Below are 17,299 nucleotides of genomic sequence, written 5' to 3'. Positions count from 1 at the left end.
CCGGGTCTTCACGTCACTTGTCGAGTGGCACGGTCCGCGCATTCGGGTCGTACCCGGGCGGCGGGCCCGCGGTGTCGTCTCCGGGTGGCCGGGGTGCGTTCGCCGACCCACGGATCTGCTGCGTCGGATCTTCAGTGACACAGTACAGATTGGTCGGCACGGTCAGTTCCAGGATCTTGGTGGGCCGCACCGGGGTGACCGCGTAGTTGCAGTGCGGGCGCGGGAAGATCGACCCGAACGCCCACCACGCGCCACCGTGGAACATGGTGAGGCTCTTGACCGAAGCGTCACGGATGGATGGCAGCAGATTCGCCAGGGCGGGTGCCCGCAGCGCGCCCTGCCGAGCCACGTCCACGAACTGCTGCAGCACATCGGTGATCGGGTCTCGGATCTGGTTGAGGGACCCGGTCAGACTCGTCAGTTGCGCCGGGCCACGGCCCAGCAATGTCCGGATCTCCTTGTCGGACGCGACCGCCGCGTTCACGATCGTGCTCAACGAACCGACCGTGGTGCCGAGATCGGGCTGGATGTCCGACGTCGTCTTCAGGATGGTGCCGGTGTCGGAGATCAATGTCTTGGTCTGCGGGAGGACACGGGCCAGGTCGGTGAAGATGGTGCCGCCGGAGACGAACAACACGCGGAGCGTGTTCTTGTCGGAGCCGTCCGAACCGAGCGCCACCTCCAGGTTGTCCACGGCGGAACGGAGTTTCACCGGGTCGATCTGCTCGACGACGTTGAGGGCCGACTCCAGCATGTCGGGGAACGGCGCGGTGACGCGCGTCTGGTTCACCTCGATGACGTCGCCGTCGGCGAAGTACGGTCCGTCCGCGGACGGCGGTTCGAAATCGACGTACTGCTCGCCCGCCGCCGACAACCCCAGCGCGGCGACCACCGCGTTGCGGTTGATCTTCACGTCTTCCTCGATCCTCACGGTGACGTCGACGGACTCGGGTTGGACCCGGATCTTCTCGACGTCACCGATCCGGGCGCCCCGCAGGGTGACGCCGGAGGTCTCCTGGAGTCCACCGGAGATCGGGAAGTGCACGGTCAGGTGGTAGGTCCCCTTGAACGGATCCCAGCGCAACGCGCCGAAGGAAAGATAGGCCAGGCCCACCAGCATCACCAGCACGAGACCGATGTTGCCCACGAGGACCGAATGCGATCGCACCCAGGAGAACGGGCCGGATATCGCTCTCATCCGCAGCACCCCTTGGTTCCGGTGAGCCGGGCCAACAGCCGGGTGAGCGTCTGCTGCAATGCCTTCGAGCCCTCGTCGACGTCGCCGAGCTCGGGCAGTCGGCTGGCCGAGTCGAAGCCCGCACCCGGGTTGAGGTAGTAGACCTTGGCCGACAGGGCGGCGGCGCTGCCCGGGGTGGACTTGACCCACTTCGGCGTGAGCACGTTGACGTTGTCCGACAGCGGACCGAGGGTGCCCGCCGCCTCGCGGAGACCGTTGAGCGCGGTCTCCAGATGGCCGAGGAGGCTGACGAGGTCGTCCCCGTCGGAGCGCAGGAAGTCGTTGGTCGCCGCGGTCACCTGATTGGTCTTGTCCAACGTCGTCAGGATCTGTCCGATCTGACCGTTGACCGCGTTGACCGCCGGCGCCAACTTGTTGATGGACGCCATGATCTGGGCGCGGCCGGCGGCGAGTTGCCCGGTGAGCACCTGGGTGTTGCGCATCGACTCGTCGACCTCGGCGGCGTTCTGGTTGAACTTGGTGATCGCCGTGGTGAGGCCCTCGATCGAGCCGGACAGGTCATCGGGGCTCGGCGAGACGGCATTGCTCAGTTCGGTGAGGATCACCTGCAACGAACTCAGCGATCCGCTGTCGACCAGACCGGACGTGCTCACCAGGAGATCTTCGACGGTGGCGGCCGCCGTCGTCGGCCCGGTCAGGGTGTCCCCGTCCGCGAGGTATCCGGTCGGCTGTCCCGGCGGTGGCAACAGCGCGACGAAGACGTCGCCGAGTGGTGTCGCCTGCCGCAGTTCGGCGCCGGTGCCCACCGGAAGTTTCGACGACGTGCCGACGTCCATCGTGACGATCGCCGTGTAGTTCTCCGCCACGATGTCGGAGACCTGGCCGACGTCGTTGCCGTTGAGCTTCACCTTGGCTCGGGTCGGCAGGTTGAGTGCGTTGTCGAATTTCGCGGTCAGCTGGATGGAATCGCCGATCCCGCCGGGCGCCGGCAACGGTATCTGCTCGACCGTCAGGCCGGGCACCACGCCGCAGCCCGACATCGTCAACACGGCTCCGACGGCCAACGCCACCAGGCCACGGCGATGCCTCCGCCTGCCGGGACCGGCGTCGCGCTGGACCCGGAACGGGCCGATCGGTTCACGTGTCATTTCGTCAACTCCAACAGCGCCGAGAACACGCCGAGGTCGGGACCGAAGTCCTTCAACTGTCCGGTCCGGCATCCGTTCTTCTGCAGGTTGATCGCCTGACAGAAGGTCGACAGCAATTCGGTGTCGAGCAGCGACTTGTCCAGGAGCACCTGCGCCCGCCACGCGCCCTGTTCCGCCGAGACCGAGTTGCTCAGGTTCTGGAAGAGCAACGGTCCGAGGTCGATCGTCTCGACCACCTGGCGGGAGTAGTCGCTGAGATTGGCGGCCAGCGCGGCCAACCGACCGGTCGACGAGCTGATGGTGCCGGAGTTGTTCTGCAGGAAGGCCGTCGTGTTCTGCAGGGTGGTGTTGAGGTCGGCCAGCGTCGCCTCCAGTCCCGGGGACTGTGTGCCCAACATCTGGGCGACGTCGTTGATGGAGTTGGAGAACGCGGTCATCTTCGGATAGTTGGCGACCAGTGTCGAGGTCAGCCCCTGCAGGGTCCGGATGATGTCCACCAGCGCGTCGCCGTTGCCCGATGCCACCGACGCGGCCTTGCCGAGTTCGTCGAGCGCGATGCGCATGCGTTCGCCATTGCCGGAGGTGATGCCCGACGTGATGTCGATCATGTCGGCGATGGGCCCCTCGCCCGGCGCGTCACCGGACAGCGACTTCACCAGTCCGTCGATGGAGTCGAACAGCTCACCGACCGAGACCGGGCTCTTGGTCTCGCCGATCACGCCACCGTCGGTCAGCTTCGCACCCTCGGAGTACGTCGGTGAGAGCTCGATGTGCCGAGTCGTCACGATCGAGGTGTTGATGATCGCCGCGGTCGCATTCGCCGGTACCGGCACGTCCTTGGACACGGTGAAGGTCACCTTGACGCGGTTGCCCTGCTGCTCGACCGAGGTCACCTGGCCGACCGGCATGCCCAGCACCGCGACGTCGTTGCCCTTGTAGAGACCGGACACGTCGTCGAAATAGGCGGTCGCCTCGATCGCCGAGCCGAACGCGGCGGTCCACTTCGCCGGGATGAGCGAACACCCGGAGAGCCCCAGGACCACGAGGACGGACACGGTGGCCAGGGTCAGGGAGCGCCGGAGCGTGCTGCGGCTCAGCATCCGTCCACCACCCGTGCTGTGCACAACCAGTTGTCCGGGAAGATGCCCCACGGCAGGTAGCCGTTCGCGTAGGGACCGTCGCCCAGGATGTTGTTGGTCAATCGCGCGGTGACCGGGAGGATCTCGAGCAGCTTGCGCAGGTTCGCACGGTTCTTCTCCAGACCCTGGGTCATCGTGTTGAGGTTGGTCATGATCGGCGCGAACTGGTTGCCGTTCTCGCGGGCGACCGCGCGGGCCTCCTCGGTGAGCTGTGCGATGCCGTCGAGCATGCGGGTGACCAACGCCTCCCGCGCGGCGATCTTCGCGGCGAGCTGCTGTCCCTGCCCGACGATCACCGACAGTTGGCTCTGGCTGTCACTGACGATCGCGGTCACCGTCTTGGTGTCGTTGACCAACTGGTTGATCTGGTCGCGACGATTCGTGATGACCCGCGACATCGCGGTCAATGAGTCCAGGGTCGGCTTGGTCACGGCCGGCGCACCGGCGAGCTGCCGATTCAGGGTGCGGATGCTGTCGGCGAACTGCTCGTCATCGATCCCGGAGATGATCGGGGTGCCCTGCTCGATCGTCTTCTGCAGGTCGTAGGGGACGGCGGTCTGTGCGATGACCCCGTCGGCCGCCGGTGACGGTGAATCCCCGAGCGACACATCGACATAACGCTGCCCCAGCAGTGTCGACATCTTGATCTCGGCGGACCCGTTGGAGGTCACCTCCACGTCCTGGTCGACCTTCATCGTGACGGTGACATGGTTGCCGTCGAGTTCGGTGGAGCTGACCTCGCCGACATCGATACCGGCCACCCGCACCTTGTCGCCGGGACGGATACCGCCGGCCTGCGCGAAATTGCCGACATAGGTCTTCTTGCCCAGATGGGCCTGGGCCAGACCCGTCACCGCGAGCACCAGGAGAACGATCACCACGGCCCCCGCGACGCCGTACCAGAAGCGTCGATTGCCGTCGAAATGGTTGCGCCAGCGCCTCATCGACACACCTCCGAGTGCTTGGTGCCGCCGATCTTGTTGATCAGTCCGGGCGGGAACAACACGTCACCGATCGCGATGTCGAGGTCACACGCGTAGATGTTGAGGTAGTTCCCCTGCCCGAGGACGAGCGGGAAGTGACCGAGGAAGACCGGCAGCTGACCGGCCAGCCGGTCGAGCTTGGCGCCGTTGGCGATCAGTGTGTTGGTCGCCGCCCGCGCATCGGTCGCCGCACCCGCGAGTGATGACCTGCTCTGCGCCAGGACGTCGGCGAAACCGCTTGCGGTCTCCCCGATCTGCGCGACCGACTTGCCGAATGCGGCCGAGTTGGCGTTCAGGTTGTGGATCAGGTTGCCGATGCTGTCGATCACCGTGCCGACCTGGTTGCCCTGCTTGGCGAGGTCGCGCATCACGCCGCTCAGGTTGTTGATGATCGCACCGATCACGACGTCGCGATCGGCCATGTCGGAGGCCAGTGTGCCGACCTCGGCCACCGTGTAACTCAGGGAGACCTTGTTGCCCTGGAACGTCTGGATCAATCCCTCCGACAGCGCATTGACCTGCTCGGGCTTGAGGGTCTCGAAGACCGGCTGGAAACCGGCGAGCAGACGGGTGACGTCGAACGAGTCCTCGGACGGCTGCTTCAGCGACGACCCGGCCGCCAGCGGCGCACTCTGGGCGTCCTTGACCAGGGTCAGCGACAGGTACCGCTGCCCGATGAGGTTCTGATACCGGATCGCGGCCTGGGTGTTGGTGAACACCTGCTGATCGGTCTGCACGTCGAAGGTGACCCGCGCGCGACCGTCGTCGAGCGAGATGTCGCTGACCCGGCCGACCCGCACGCCCGCCATCCGGACGTCGTCGCCCGACGCGAGCCCGGAGGCGTCGTTGAAATAGGTGCTGTAGGAATGGGTGTCGCCCGGTAGCGATCGCTCGAGCGTCGACCAGATGACGTACGTCAGCACGATGGCGACGACGGCGAAGAGCGAGAACCCGATCAGCGGTTTCCGGAGACTGGCCTGCCCGCGACTCATCGCCCACCTCCCTGCCGGCCACCGGGGGCACCGGGGGCGATCGTCGACGACTGCACCAGCGGTCCGAGCATGATCGTGTCCGCAGCGGTCGGCTTGCGTTTCAGCGCTGCTCCCAGGGTCTTGTTGTCCGACGACGTGGTGACCGCACCGAATCGTGCGGCGTCGCGCCGCATCCCGTCGGACGGGTAGATCATCAGCGGTCCGGAACTGGTCGGTCCCGTGCCGGTGCCCGGCCCCACACACCCGGGGCCGCGCGCCTGACCGTACGGCCCGCCGTTGTAGACCGGGCAGTTCTGCCGCGTGTAGCGCTCGAACGCGCCCAGACTCACGCCGATGTTGAGCTGGGCGTGGCCGTTGACCCCGGTGAAGACCGTCAGCACCTTGGCGGCGAGGTTGTTCAACGCGGCGAGGGCCTGCGGCAGTGCCTCGGGTTCGAGCACGGCCGCGCCGATCATCGTGTTCAGGTCACCGACCACCCGCTTGCCGCGGTCGCCGTTGGCCGCGAACAGTCCCTGGGTCTCGTCGAGCACACCCTGGCCGGCGGACAGCAGCGCCGTCAGGTCCTGCTGCTTCTCGGCGATGGTCATCGCCGGGATGACGCTGCGGCCCAGAGTGTCCAGCAGCTGCGGCGTGGATTGCGAGAGACCGCGCACCGCGTTGTTGAAGTTGTCGAACCCGGACGGTGCGCCAGGCGGGAACTGCGCGTTGATGGTCTTCCAATAGTTGTTGAGCAACGGGACGAAGGCGGCGAAGACCGAGCCGCCGCCCTTCAGGGCATCGGAGATGGTCCCGAGAACCGAGGCGAGCTCTTCGGGCGGCACGGCCTGCAACAGCGTGCGGAGTTCGTTCTGCGCGTCCTGCAATCGGATCGTCGGCAGTGTCTCGTCAGCGGGGATCGTCGCGCCCGACGACAGGTCGTCACTGCTCGGCTGTGCCGGCCGGACGAGTTCGACCGAGTTGACGCCGAACAGGTTCGACGGCACGGTACGCGCGGTGACGTTGGCCGGGATGCCCGCGGCCTGATCCGGGACGATGTCGATACCGACGTCCTTGTACTGCAGGTTGCCCGGCCCCACGCCGTCACTGAGCTCGATCGACTTCACCGACCCGACGATCAGCCCGTTGTAGCGGACGTCGGCGCTGGTGACCAGTCCGTCGCCCACGTCGGTGAGCTTCGCGGTCACCGGCACCGTCGAGCTGAAGGCACCCTGGTAGCGCAAGAAGAGCAGGACGAACAGGATCATCAGCGCGACGAGGAACGCGAGTCCCCGCAGGACATATTGCAGGAGTGAGGGATTGCGGCCGTCTGTGGCGATGTTCATGTGGCTTCCCCCTAACCCGATATCTTGATGCCGGGCGATGTGCCCCAGAACACCAGCGTCATGACCAGATTCGCGAAGACGAGCACGATGATCGCCATGCGAATCGCGTGGCCCGCGGCCACACCGACTCCCTCCGGACCGCCGGAGGCGAAGTATCCGTAGTAGCACTGGATGAACGTGGTGAGCAGGACGAACACGATCACCTTGATGAACGAGAACACCATGTCCGAGGACACCAGGAACTGGTTGAAGTAGTACAGGTACGTGCCGGCACCCTGGCCGCTCTGCAACTGATACATGAGTTGGCACGCCAGGTAATTGGCGGCCAGCGAGACCGCGTACAGCGGCACGATCGAGAGCACGGCGGCCAGCATCCGGGTGGTCACCAAGTACGGCAGCGGCCGAATGGCGATGGATTCGAGTGCGTCGATCTCCTCGGCGATCCGCATCGATCCGAGCTGCGCGGTGAACCGGCAGCCGGACTGCGCGGTGAATGCGGTGGCCGCCAGCAGCGGTGCGATCTCGCGGGTGGTGGCGAAGGCGGACAGGCCGCCCGTCACCGGGCCCATGCCGAGCAGGTTGAGCGCAGTGTAACCCTCGATGCCGACGGTGGCCCCGCCCATCACGCCCAGGATCACCATGACGCCGACGGTGCCGCCCCCGACCACGAGCGCGCCGTTGCCCCACGCGACGTCGGAGAGCAGGCGCCACACTTCTTTGCTGTAGTGCCGGAAGGTGATCGGCACCGAACCGATGGACTTGAGCAGGAACGTGATGAGGTGTCCCATCGCGGCCAGCCCATTGCGCGGGCCGCGGTAGATCCCCTTGGCCGCCTCGACCGGCCGGAGGGCGGGAGGCACATACCGTGATGCGGTCATCTCACACCACCTTCGCCGGTACGAGTATGGAGAACAGCTGCGTCAGCACGACGTTCACCGTGAACAACAACAGGACGGAGTTGACCACGGCGGCGTTCACCGAGTTGGCGACACCCGCCGGTCCGCCCTTGGTACTCAATCCGCGGTCGCACGCGACCACCGCCACGATGGCACCGAAGATGACCGCCTTGATGATGGCGAAGGCCAGATCGGATGTCCCGGCAAAGGACGCAAAGGTACCCGTGTAACTGCCGGGCGTCCCGCCCTGGAAGTAGACGTTGAACACATAGCCGGTGATGAAGCCGACGAAGCACACGAATCCACAGAGCAGGAAGCTGACCACCATGGTGGCGAGCAGTCGGGGCGAGATCAGCCGCTGGACCGGGTTCACGCCCATGACACGCATGGCGTCGATCTCGTCACGGATCGTGCGTGACCCGAGGTCGGCCGCGATCGCCGACCCGACGGCGCCGGCCAACAGCAACGAGGTCACCAGCGGTGCGCCCTGGCGGATGACGCCGAGGCCGGTCGCCGCACCCGAGAACGACGTCGCGCCGATCTGGCCGGCGATGTTGGACACCTGGATCGACACGATGACGCCGATCGGGATGGCCACGAGAAACGTCGGGAACACCGAGGTGCTGGCCATGAAGGCGCATTGCCGGATGAATTCCCCGAACGGGAAACGTCGTTTGACGATGTCGACGACGAGGACCTTGAAGACCTCGACGAACATGCCCATCTGTCGACCGAAGGTGTCGAACGAGGCCATGACGTGACCACGGAACCAACGGCGTATCGCCCCCGAGCCCGCACGTGTTCCCTCCCTCTCGGAGGACACCGCGTCAGTACTCAATCCCCTACCTCGCGTCGGCTGCCCGGACCCCCGGGCTCAATGAATGTTGTCGATCAAGCGGCCGACCCGGCCACCATCCCGCTCGCGCGGGCCCCCTGGTGTGCCGACCCCCGGCGGTAAATATATCTGATATCTCCAATCCGTCTGTGTCTGGGGTCACATTACCGACATCTGCGGAGAGGTCGGGCGCGACATACCTTGTGTTCTGTGACCGATGAGCCTGTGACCGATGAGTTGGTGGCTGCGGACACCTTAACTGGGACGAGCGACCAGGGTGGGGAAATCCCCACCTTTGCGATCTCCGCGCGTCCCTTCCACCCACCCGCCACCCTGGACGACATCCGCGTGTGGGCGCCGACGGCCGAGACGGTCTCGCTCCTCGCCGCGACGGCCGGCGGTGACGAGGCCCGGACACCCATGCGACGTGACCCCGCGGACCACGAGTGGTGGATTCCGGCGGACGATCACCCTGGCGCCGACCCGCATCCCGACGCGGCCGCGGCCGCGGCCGCGGAGGTGCGCTACCGATTCATCGTCGACGGCGGTGACCCGACCCCCGATCCACGATCGGTGTGGCTACCCGACGGGGTGCACGGTGCGTCGGCGCTGCACCGCGTCGACGAATCCCGGTGGACCGACGGCGACTGGCCGGGGGTCGACGTGCGCGGCGCGGTCCTCTACGAACTGCACATCGGGACGTTCACACCCGACGGCACGTTCGACTCGGCCATCGAGCGGCTCGACCACCTGGTCGAGCTCGGGGTCGACGTCGTCGAGGTCATGCCGATCAACGCGTTCAACGGCACGTACGGGTGGGGTTACGACGGGGTCGCGTGGTACGCCGTGCACGAGCCGTACGGCGGGCCGGACGGATTCGCACGTTTTGTCGACGCATGCCATCACCGCGGGCTCGGTGTCGTGCTCGATGTGGTCTACAACCATCTCGGGCCGTCGGGCAACTACCTGCCGCGGTTCGGGCCGTATCTCTCGGAGGGCATCACCAGCTGGGGATCGTCGGTCAATCTCTCCGGCCCCGACTCCGACGAGGTGCGTGCCTTCATCATCGGCAATGCGCTGCGCTGGTTCCGCGACTTCCACGTCGACGGGTTGCGCCTGGATGCGGTCCACGCGCTGGTCGATCACCGCGCCGTGCATCTGCTCGAGGAGCTGGCGGTGGCCACCGACGAGCTGGCCGCCGAGCTCGGGCGGCCGCTGTCGCTGATCGCAGAGAGCGACCTCAACGATCCCCGGCTGATCCTGCCGCGGAACCGCGGTGGCCTCGGCCTGACCGCCCAGTGGGACGACGACATCCATCACGCGATCCACACCGCGGTCTCCGGCGAACGGCAGGGCTACTACGCGGACTTCGGCAGCCTCGGGGCCCTGGCGAAGGTGTTGCGCGGCGGCTTCTTCCACGACGGGACGTACTCGTCGTTCCGGCGCAGGCATCACGGTCGCCCGGTACCCACCGACCTCGTCCCGGCCGATACCCTGCTCGCCTACACCTGCAATCACGACCAGATCGGCAACCGCGCCGTCGGCGACCGACCGTCGGCGAATCTCACCGGCGGTCAACTCGCCATCAAGGCGGCACTCGTGCTGCTGTCGCCGTTCACGCCGATGCTGTTCATGGGTGAGGAGTGGGCCGCCGACACCCCGTTCGCATTCTTCACCTCGCACCCCGAACCGGAGCTGGGCGAGGCCGTGCGCACCGGTCGTCGCGGCGAGTTCGCCGAGCACGGCTGGGACGCGGCCGAGGTGCCCGACCCCCAGGACCCCGCCACCTTCACGAGCTCGCGGCTGGACTGGACCGAGCTCGACGAACCCACGCACCGCCGGATGCTGGCGTTCTACCGGGACCTGATCGCATTGCGCCGCACCGAGGACGAGTTCCGCCACAACGATTTCGCCTCGGTCGGTACGGCGTTCGACGAGGACGCCGGCTGGTTCACCATGTACCGCGGCAACTGGGCGGTGGTCTGCACCCTCACCGCGGCGGACACGGTGGTGCCGGTCGACCTGTCGCCCGTGCTGTGGTGGTCGGAGCCCACCGCCGACGACGGTCGGCTACACGTACCGGGGCACGACGTGGTGATCGGTCAGGTCAGGTAGTCGTATGCCGGGGTGCCCGGCTCGAGGCGCTCGCAGTGCAGCCGGGAGTGCGACATCCGATCCATCAGTCCCGCAAGGCCTTCCGGCTCACCGAGCTCGACTCCGACAAGTGCCGCACCGATCTCCCGGTTGTTGCGCTTGACGTATTCGAACAGGGTGATGTCATCGTCGGGGCCGAGCACCTCGTCGAGGAAGCGCCGCAGCGCACCGGGCTCCTGGGGGAAGTCCACCAGGAAGTAGTGCTTGAGTCCCTGATGCACCAGGGACCGCTCGATGATCTCCCCATAGCGCGACACGTCGTTGTTGCCGCCGGAGATCAGGCAGACGACGATCGCGTCGGGCGGCAGGTCGAGGGAATCCAACGCGGTGACCGCGAGCGCCCCGGCGGGCTCGGCGATGATGCCCTCGTTCTGGTACAGCCCCAGCATCGTCGAGCAGATGGCGCCCTCGTCGACGTGGGTGATGTGTGTGCTGCCCGGGCGCGGCACGTGACGAACGCCGTCGGGGAACACCTCGACCGCGGGCTCGGGTGCGACGACGGGCAGCACGGGATGATCGGTGATGGTCGCGCCGAAGTCGGCCATCACGCTGTACCCGATGGTGCCGATCCGTTTCACGGCCGCGCCGTCGACGAACGGGTCGATCGTCTCGAGGGTGATCGGTCCACCGGCCGCCAGTGCCGCCGTCAACGACACGGCGCCGGTCGGTTCGACCCCGACAATCGCGACATCGTCGGAACGGGACCGCAGGTACGTCGCCACTCCGGCGAGGCAGCCGCCACCACCGACAGGTGCGACGATCACGTCCGGCACACGGCCGAGCTGCTCGACGATCTCGTAGGCGATGGTCCCCTGCCCCGCGGCGGTGCGCGGGTCGTCGAACGCATGGATCCAGGAGGCACCGGTGCGCATGACATCGGACTGCGCCGCCGCCGCAGCCGCGTCGTAGGTCTCGCCGACGGAAATCAGCTCGACGAAATCGCCCCCATGCCAACGGATTCGGTCGCGCTTCTGTTTCGGGGTGGTGGTCGGGACGTAGATCCGGCCGGGCACCTGCATGGCGCGGCAGGCGTACGCGACCCCCTGGGCGTGGTTGCCGGCGCTGGCCGCGACCACTCCGCGCGAGAGCTCCTCCTCGGAGAGTTGGGCCATCACGTTGTACGCGCCACGGATCTTGTATGACCGCACGGTTTGCAGGTCCTCACGTTTGAGGAAGACCTGCGCGCCCACCGCCGCCGAGAGGCGCGGCGCTTCTTCGATCGGGGTCCGCGCGACGGCATCGGCGATTCGTGCGACGGACGCGGCGATCGTGTCGCCGCTCAACGTGTGTCCGTGCTGATGAACCGGTGCCTGCTGGGTACTCACGTCGTCCATGGTCTCACCCGTCCCGCTCCGCGGCGCAGCGGGACGTCGGCGCCGGGGTCGCGAAGTTGCCGACGGGCGGCGGGTCGCACGCCTAGACTTCCGTTCAGGTCAACGAACCAGTCGTCCATCCGGAATCGGTGCGCGTGACCACCGGCGGACGGCGCCCCGACTACGGGAGGCCGACATGTTCGGACGTACCAGCCCCGATCACACCATCGTGCACTCGTCGGCATCGGCCGACCCCGACCGCGGGCGAGCCGCCCCTCGACCACCGCGCCGCCGACCCGGTCGCCGACTCGGGGTGAGCGCGGCGGTCGTCGCGCTCACCGCGGGATTGCTGGCGGCGATCGGACCTGCGACCGCCGGCGCCGCGCCCACCTGCGCCGGCGCGGGTCAGGCGCCCCGCCTGGTCGGCGCCGTCCCGGGAGCGGCGCTCGAAGGGCTGACCGTCGACGCGGCGGGCCGGCTCTACACCACCGATCTGCTCACCGGACGCGTGTTCCGGCTGGGCGCACCCGGTGCCCGGGCGGTGCCGATCGCCCGCGTCCCCGACGGCGGGGCCGGCGCTCTGGCCTGGGCCCGCGACGGCGCGCTGCTCGTCGGGTACGGCGCCGACGCCCGGGTCGTCGTCGGGGATTCGCTGCGGCACGCCGGCATCGCGCGGCTCAACGTCGGCACCCTGGCGCTGCGACCCTGGGTGCGCGGATTGTCGGCGGCCAATGGCATGGACGTGTCGGCGAACGGAATCGTTTACGCCACCAACGACTTCGGCAACCTCATCGGGCGCGTGTACCCCAACGGTGCGGTGCAGGCGAACTGGGGATTCCTGCCGAGCGCCAACGGCGCGGTGCTCGGTCGTGACGACCGGTGGCTGTACGTGTCACGCACCTTCACCAACCCCGGGGTGAGTCGCATCTCGACGTCCAACCCGCGCGTGGTGCAGAGCCTGCTGAATCTGGGCGGGGACATCACCGCCACACCGGACGGATTGACGCTCGATGCGCGTGATCGTCCGGTGGTTCCGTTCAATGCCGCCGGACAGATCGTCCGGATCACGTCGCCGGGACGGTATTGCGTGCTGGCCTCGGGGCTCGGCCTCTCCAGCGTGCTGTCCTACGGGCGGGGCGATCGCGGCTTCTCGTCGGGTCATCTGTATCGGGCCGGATTCGACGGACGGATCTACGAGATCCCGGGCGGATTCGATCGGGGTGCGACGGCCGCTCACCCGTGAATCTCGCTGCCGACGGGACGTCGGTGGCGGTCGCGGTCGGGGTGGGGTGGGGTGGGGAGTCTGCGGTCGGTCAGGACGGCCGGTGTGCGGTCTGCCAGAGCCGCTCGGTCCACCAGACGGTGACGAGCGCCGCGGCCGACGCCCAGGCCACGGCCTGACCTGAGCCGGTCAGGCCCAGCGCGACCACGGCGACGATCAACGCGGCGATGACGGCGTGCACCTTGTAGAGCGGCCACGCGGCGCCGGCGACCTGCACGACCGGAGCGGTGCTGCGTCCACCGGCAGGACGCGCCTCGACCAGCGCGGATACGTTCGCTGCGGTCATGGTCGCTCCTCGGTGTCGACGGCGTGGTTCGTGCCCACTGCAGTCGAGTGTAACCGACGCTGAACTAAATTGTTCGGCTCACCGAACACTCTGATTCGGTTGTGTCGATTTTCACGTCGACCTGCCGTCCGCCACCGGCCCGCGGCCGGTCAGCCGGACATACAGCTGGGCCCGAGCAGCGCTTTCAGGTCGCCCATCAGGGCCGAACTCGGCGTGACGCGCAGCGCCTCGGTGAGCCGCAGGACCGTCGAGTTCTGCTCGCTGACGAGGGTCACGTGCACGTCCGCGGTGCCCGGGTGCCGGGTGAGGACCTGTTTGAGGGCCTGTACGCGGTCGGGTGTGCACGATCGCGCGCTCAGTGTCAGCGCAACCGGTTTCGCGGTGCCGACCACGGCCAGATCGGGAACGGCCAGATCGTTGGCGCTGATCATCGTGCTGTCGTCCCGGACGTTCACGCGCGCCTTGATGAGCACGATGTTGTCGGCCACGATGTCGAGACCGTAGACCTGGAACGACCGGGGGAAGAAGTAGACCTCGACGCCACCGACCATGTCCTCGAGGGTGACGACCGCGTAGGGCTCACCCTTCTTGTTCACGCGCCGGTTCACCGACGAGATGATGCCGCCGATGGTGATCTGCGCACCGTCGGGCACCGTGCCCTCGAGCAGAGCGGTGATCGACGTGTCGGTCTGGGCCGCGATGGCATGCGCCACGCCGGCCAGGGGGTGATCGGAGACGTAGAGGCCGAGCATCTCGCGCTCGAGCGCCAGCTTGTGCTTGGAGTCCCACTCCTCGTCCGGCACCTTGACCGCGAACACATCGGCGAGGCTGTTGTCCACGGCCGCATCGTCCGCGCCGGCCCCGCCGAAGAGGTCGAACTGGCCGATGGCCTCGGCTTTCTTGGTGCCGATGACGGATTCGACGGCGTCGGTGTGGACCAGGAACAGGCCCTTGCGCGGGTGGCTCAACGAATCGAAGGCACCGGCCTTGATGAGCGATTCGGTGACCTTCTTGCTGCAGGCGGTGACGTCGATCTTGCCGAGGTAGTCGGAGAAATTGGTGAACTTCCCCTTCTCCTCGCGCGCGGCCAGGATCGAGGACACCACGCCCGTGCCCACGTTGCGGATGGCGGCGAGGCCGAACCGGATGTCCTTGCCGACCGCGGCGAAGTTGCGCTGCGACTCGTTGACGTCGGGCGGCAGGACGGTGATCCCCAGCTTGCGGCAGTCCGCGAGGTAGATCGCGGCCTTGTCTTTGTCGTCGCCCACGGACGTGAGCAGCCCGGCCATGTACTCGGCGGGATAGTTCGCCTTGAGGTAGGCGGTCCAGAACGAGACGAGTCCGTAGCCGGCGGCGTGCGACTTGTTGAACGCGTATCCCGCGAACGGGAGCACGGTGTCCCACAGCGCTGTGATCGCCGCTTGTGAGAACCCGTTGGTGCGCATCCCCTCGGCGAACCCGTCGTAGGCCTCGTCGAGGATCTCCTTCTTCTTCTTGCCCATGGCGCGACGCAGCAGGTCGGCCTGACCGAGCGAGTACCCGGCGACCTTCTGCGCGATCTGCATGATCTGCTCCTGATACACGATCAGGCCGTAGGTCTCGGAGAGGATCTCCTTGAGCGGCTCCTCGAGCTCGGGATGGATCGGTCGGATCTGCTGCAGCCCGTTCTTGCGTTTGGCGTAGTCGGTGTGCGCGTTCACGCCCATCGGACCCGGCCGGTAGAGCGCCAGCACCGCGACGATGTCCTCGAAGCCGGTGGGCTGCATCATCTTCAGCAGTTCGCGCATCGCGCCGCCGTCGAGCTGGAACACACCGAGTGTGTCGCCGCGCGCGAGGAGTTCGTAGGTCTTCGGGTCCTCGAGCGGCAGCGTGTCGAGGTCGAGGTCGATGCCGCGGTTGCTCTGGATGTTCTCCAGCGCGTCACCGATGACCGTCAGGTTGCGCAGCCCGAGGAAGTCCATCTTCAGCAGGCCGATGGCCTCACACGACGGGTAGTCCCAACCGGTGATGATGGCGCCGTCCTGGGCGCGCTTCCACACCGGGATGGCGTCGGTGAGCGGCTCCGACGACATGATCACCGCACAGGCGTGCACGCCTGCATTGCGGATCAGGCCCTCGAGACCGAGGGCGGTGTCGTAGATCCGCTTGACGTCGGGGTCGGTCTCGATCAGTGCACGGACCTCGGAGGCCTCGTTGTAGCGCTCGTGCTGCGGATCGGTGATACCGGACACCGAGATGTCCTTGGCCATGATGGGCGGCGGCAGCGCCTTGGTGATCCGGTCGGCGATGGCGAAGCCGGGTTGGCCGAACTGCACGCGGGCCGAGTCCTTGATGGCGGCCTTGGTCTTGATGGTGCCGAAGGTGATGACCTGGGCGACCTTGTCGCTGCCCCAACGTTCGGTGGCGTAGCGGACCATGTCGCCCCGCCGGCGGTCGTCGAAGTCGATGTCGATGTCGGGCATCGACACACGCTCGGGGTTGAGGAATCGCTCGAACAGCAGGCCGTGCGGGATCGGGTCGATATTGGTGATACCGAGGGCCCACGCCACCAGCGATCCGGCCGCCGAACCTCGGCCCGGTCCGACGCGGATGCCGACCTCCAGTGCGTGCCGGATCAGGTCGCCGACGACGAGGAAGTAGGCCGGGAACCCCATCTGGATGATGACGTCGAGCTCGTAGTTCGCCCGATTCAGATAGTCCTCCGGGACGGGTGCGTCCGGGAAGCGACGCTGCAGGCCGCCCGCGACCTCTTTACGCAGCCAGGTCTGCTGCGTCTCCCCCTCGGGCACCGGGAAGATGGGCATCCGGTCGTGGTGGGTGAAGACGTCGGCGTAACTCTGCACCCGTTCGCCGATCTCGAGGGTGTTGTCGCACGCACCGGGAACGATCGAATCCCATTGCTCGCGCATCTCCGCGGCGGACTTCAGGTAGTAGCCGTCGCCGTCGAACTTGAAGCGCGTCGGATCCGAGAGGGTCTTGCCCGTCTGCACACACAGCAGGGCCTCGTGACTGGCTGCGTGGTCCTTGGTCACGTAGTGGCAGTCGTTGGTGACGATCGGCTTGATGCCGAGCTTGCGGCCGATGTCGAGCAGACCGTCGCGCACCCGCCGCTCGATCTCGAGGCCGTGCTCCATCAGCTCGAGGTAGAAGTTGTCCTTGCCGAAGATCTCCTGCCACTTCGCCGCGGCCTCGAGGGCCTCGCGCTCGTGCCCCAGACGCAGGCGGGTCTGCACCTCACCCGACGGGCAGCCCGTGGTGGCGATGATCCCGTCGGCGTACTGCGCGATGAGGTCGGCATCCATCCGGGACCATTTGCCGAGCTGGCCCTCGATGGAGGCGAGCGACGACAGCTTGAACAGGTTGCGCAGGCCGGCCGCGTTCTCGGCGACCATCGTCATGTGCGTGTAGGCGCCGCTGCCCGACACGTCGTCGCTCTTCTGGTCACGGGTACCCCACGTGACGCGCTTGGTGTCGAACCGCGATCCGGGAGCGATATAGGCCTCGATGCCGATGATCGGCTTGATGTCGTTCTTGATGGCGGTGTTGTAGAACTCGCTCGCGCCGAACATGTTGCCGTGGTCGGTCATGCCGATCGCGGTCATCTCGAGACGCTTGGCCTCGGCGAACAGCGGCGCCACCTTGGCCGCACCGTCCAGCATGGAGTACTCGGTGTGGTTGTGCAGGTGAACGAACGAGTTGGACATCGGCAAGTGGCGTCACTTTCGGGTCGCGGCGGTCGTGATCACTTTAT

Annotated in this window: 13 protein-coding genes; 2 read left to right on the top strand and 11 right to left on the bottom strand. The window is 67.0% G+C overall.

Features of this window, described 5'->3' with window-relative positions; all coding sequences use genetic code 11:
- Positions 1 to 13: 13 nt before the first annotated feature.
- From D7316_RS01510 to D7316_RS01475, 8 genes are read right to left on the bottom strand one after another with little or no spacing between them, the layout of a single operon-like run.
- A complete protein-coding gene (locus D7316_RS01510) occupies positions 14 to 1,198 on the bottom strand; it encodes an MlaD family protein (RefSeq protein ID WP_164473709.1) in 1,185 nt (394 codons plus the stop codon).
- Positions 1,195 to 2,346 (bottom strand): MlaD family protein, encoded by a 1,152-nt coding sequence (locus D7316_RS01505; protein ID WP_124706731.1) that lies wholly within the window; start codon positions 2,344 to 2,346, stop codon positions 1,195 to 1,197. The genes D7316_RS01510 and D7316_RS01505 overlap by 4 nt, the downstream gene beginning before the upstream one ends.
- On the bottom strand, positions 2,343 to 3,446 hold the full coding sequence (locus D7316_RS01500) for an MCE family protein (RefSeq protein WP_124706730.1): 1,104 nt from the start codon (positions 3,444 to 3,446) through the stop codon (positions 2,343 to 2,345). The genes D7316_RS01505 and D7316_RS01500 overlap by 4 nt, the downstream gene beginning before the upstream one ends.
- Complete coding sequence (locus D7316_RS01495) at positions 3,440 to 4,429, bottom strand: MCE family protein (RefSeq protein ID WP_124706729.1); 990 nt, start codon at positions 4,427 to 4,429, stop codon at positions 3,440 to 3,442. The genes D7316_RS01500 and D7316_RS01495 overlap by 7 nt, the downstream gene beginning before the upstream one ends.
- A complete protein-coding gene (locus D7316_RS01490; RefSeq protein ID WP_124706728.1) occupies positions 4,426 to 5,460 on the bottom strand; it encodes an MCE family protein in 1,035 nt (344 codons plus the stop codon). The genes D7316_RS01495 and D7316_RS01490 overlap by 4 nt, the downstream gene beginning before the upstream one ends.
- Positions 5,457 to 6,782, bottom strand: a complete 1,326-nt coding sequence (locus tag D7316_RS01485; protein ID WP_124706727.1) for an MlaD family protein — start codon at positions 6,780 to 6,782, stop codon at positions 5,457 to 5,459. Before D7316_RS01485 ends, D7316_RS01490 begins: the two co-directional genes overlap by 4 nt.
- 11 nt (positions 6,783 to 6,793) lie before the next feature.
- Positions 6,794 to 7,660 (bottom strand): MlaE family ABC transporter permease, encoded by an 867-nt coding sequence (locus tag D7316_RS01480; protein ID WP_124706726.1) that lies wholly within the window; start codon positions 7,658 to 7,660, stop codon positions 6,794 to 6,796.
- Position 7,661: 1 nt separating this feature from the next.
- Positions 7,662 to 8,516: an MlaE family ABC transporter permease gene (locus D7316_RS01475; protein WP_124706725.1), complete on the bottom strand. Its 855-nt coding sequence runs from the start codon at positions 8,514 to 8,516 to the stop codon at positions 7,662 to 7,664.
- Between the two features lie 207 nt (positions 8,517 to 8,723).
- Here D7316_RS01475 and treZ point away from each other — a divergent pair, with 207 nt between their 5' ends.
- Positions 8,724 to 10,628, top strand: coding sequence for a malto-oligosyltrehalose trehalohydrolase (treZ, locus tag D7316_RS01470; protein ID WP_408609959.1), 1,905 nt, complete (start codon positions 8,724 to 8,726; stop codon positions 10,626 to 10,628).
- On the opposite strand, the gene ilvA is transcribed toward treZ, so the two are convergent.
- On the bottom strand, positions 10,616 to 12,001 hold the full coding sequence (gene ilvA, locus D7316_RS01465) for a threonine ammonia-lyase IlvA (protein ID WP_124706724.1): 1,386 nt from the start codon (positions 11,999 to 12,001) through the stop codon (positions 10,616 to 10,618). The genes treZ and ilvA overlap by 13 nt on opposite strands.
- A gap of 175 nt (positions 12,002 to 12,176) precedes the next feature.
- On the opposite strand from ilvA, the gene D7316_RS01460 reads away from it, so the two are divergent.
- Positions 12,177 to 13,223 carry an SMP-30/gluconolactonase/LRE family protein gene (locus tag D7316_RS01460; RefSeq protein ID WP_232016718.1) on the top strand — a complete coding sequence of 349 codons (1,047 nt, stop codon included), beginning with the start codon at positions 12,177 to 12,179 and terminating at the stop codon, positions 13,221 to 13,223.
- A 70-nt stretch (positions 13,224 to 13,293) separates the two neighbouring features.
- Here D7316_RS01460 and D7316_RS01455 read toward each other — a convergent pair whose 3' ends face one another.
- Positions 13,294 to 13,548 (bottom strand): hypothetical protein, encoded by a 255-nt coding sequence (locus D7316_RS01455; RefSeq protein WP_124706723.1) that lies wholly within the window; start codon positions 13,546 to 13,548, stop codon positions 13,294 to 13,296.
- Between the two features lie 149 nt (positions 13,549 to 13,697).
- Complete coding sequence (gene dnaE, locus D7316_RS01450) at positions 13,698 to 17,252, bottom strand: DNA polymerase III subunit alpha (RefSeq protein WP_124706722.1); 3,555 nt, start codon at positions 17,250 to 17,252, stop codon at positions 13,698 to 13,700.
- Positions 17,253 to 17,299 lie beyond the last annotated feature (47 nt).

Origin of the sequence: Gordonia insulae (assembly GCF_003855095.1) — a bacterium.
Classification (GTDB): domain Bacteria; phylum Actinomycetota; class Actinomycetes; order Mycobacteriales; family Mycobacteriaceae; genus Gordonia; species Gordonia insulae.
This window is presented reverse-complemented; position numbering and strand designations above follow the sequence as displayed.

What these genes read in the sequence shown, in the direction of transcription:
- D7316_RS01510 (WP_164473709.1), bottom strand. Translation starts at nt 1,198, where the DNA reads ATGAGAGCGATATCCGGCCCGTTCTCCTGGGTGCGATCGCATTCGGTC.
- D7316_RS01505 (WP_124706731.1), bottom strand. Translation starts at nt 2,346, where the DNA reads ATGACACGTGAACCGATCGGCCCGTTCCGGGTCCAGCGCGACGCCGGT.
- D7316_RS01500 (WP_124706730.1), bottom strand. Translation starts at nt 3,446, where the DNA reads ATGCTGAGCCGCAGCACGCTCCGGCGCTCCCTGACCCTGGCCACCGTG.
- D7316_RS01495 (WP_124706729.1), bottom strand. Translation starts at nt 4,429, where the DNA reads ATGAGGCGCTGGCGCAACCATTTCGACGGCAATCGACGCTTCTGGTAC.
- D7316_RS01490 (WP_124706728.1), bottom strand. Translation starts at nt 5,460, where the DNA reads ATGAGTCGCGGGCAGGCCAGTCTCCGGAAACCGCTGATCGGGTTCTCG.
- D7316_RS01485 (WP_124706727.1), bottom strand. Translation starts at nt 6,782, where the DNA reads ATGAACATCGCCACAGACGGCCGCAATCCCTCACTCCTGCAATATGTC.
- D7316_RS01480 (WP_124706726.1), bottom strand. Translation starts at nt 7,660, where the DNA reads ATGACCGCATCACGGTATGTGCCTCCCGCCCTCCGGCCGGTCGAGGCG.
- ilvA (WP_124706724.1), bottom strand. Translation starts at nt 12,001, where the DNA reads ATGGACGACGTGAGTACCCAGCAGGCACCGGTTCATCAGCACGGACAC.
- D7316_RS01460 (WP_232016718.1), top strand. Translation starts at nt 12,177, where the DNA reads ATGTTCGGACGTACCAGCCCCGATCACACCATCGTGCACTCGTCGGCA.
- D7316_RS01455 (WP_124706723.1), bottom strand. Translation starts at nt 13,548, where the DNA reads ATGACCGCAGCGAACGTATCCGCGCTGGTCGAGGCGCGTCCTGCCGGT.
- dnaE (WP_124706722.1), bottom strand. Translation starts at nt 17,252, where the DNA reads ATGTCCAACTCGTTCGTTCACCTGCACAACCACACCGAGTACTCCATG.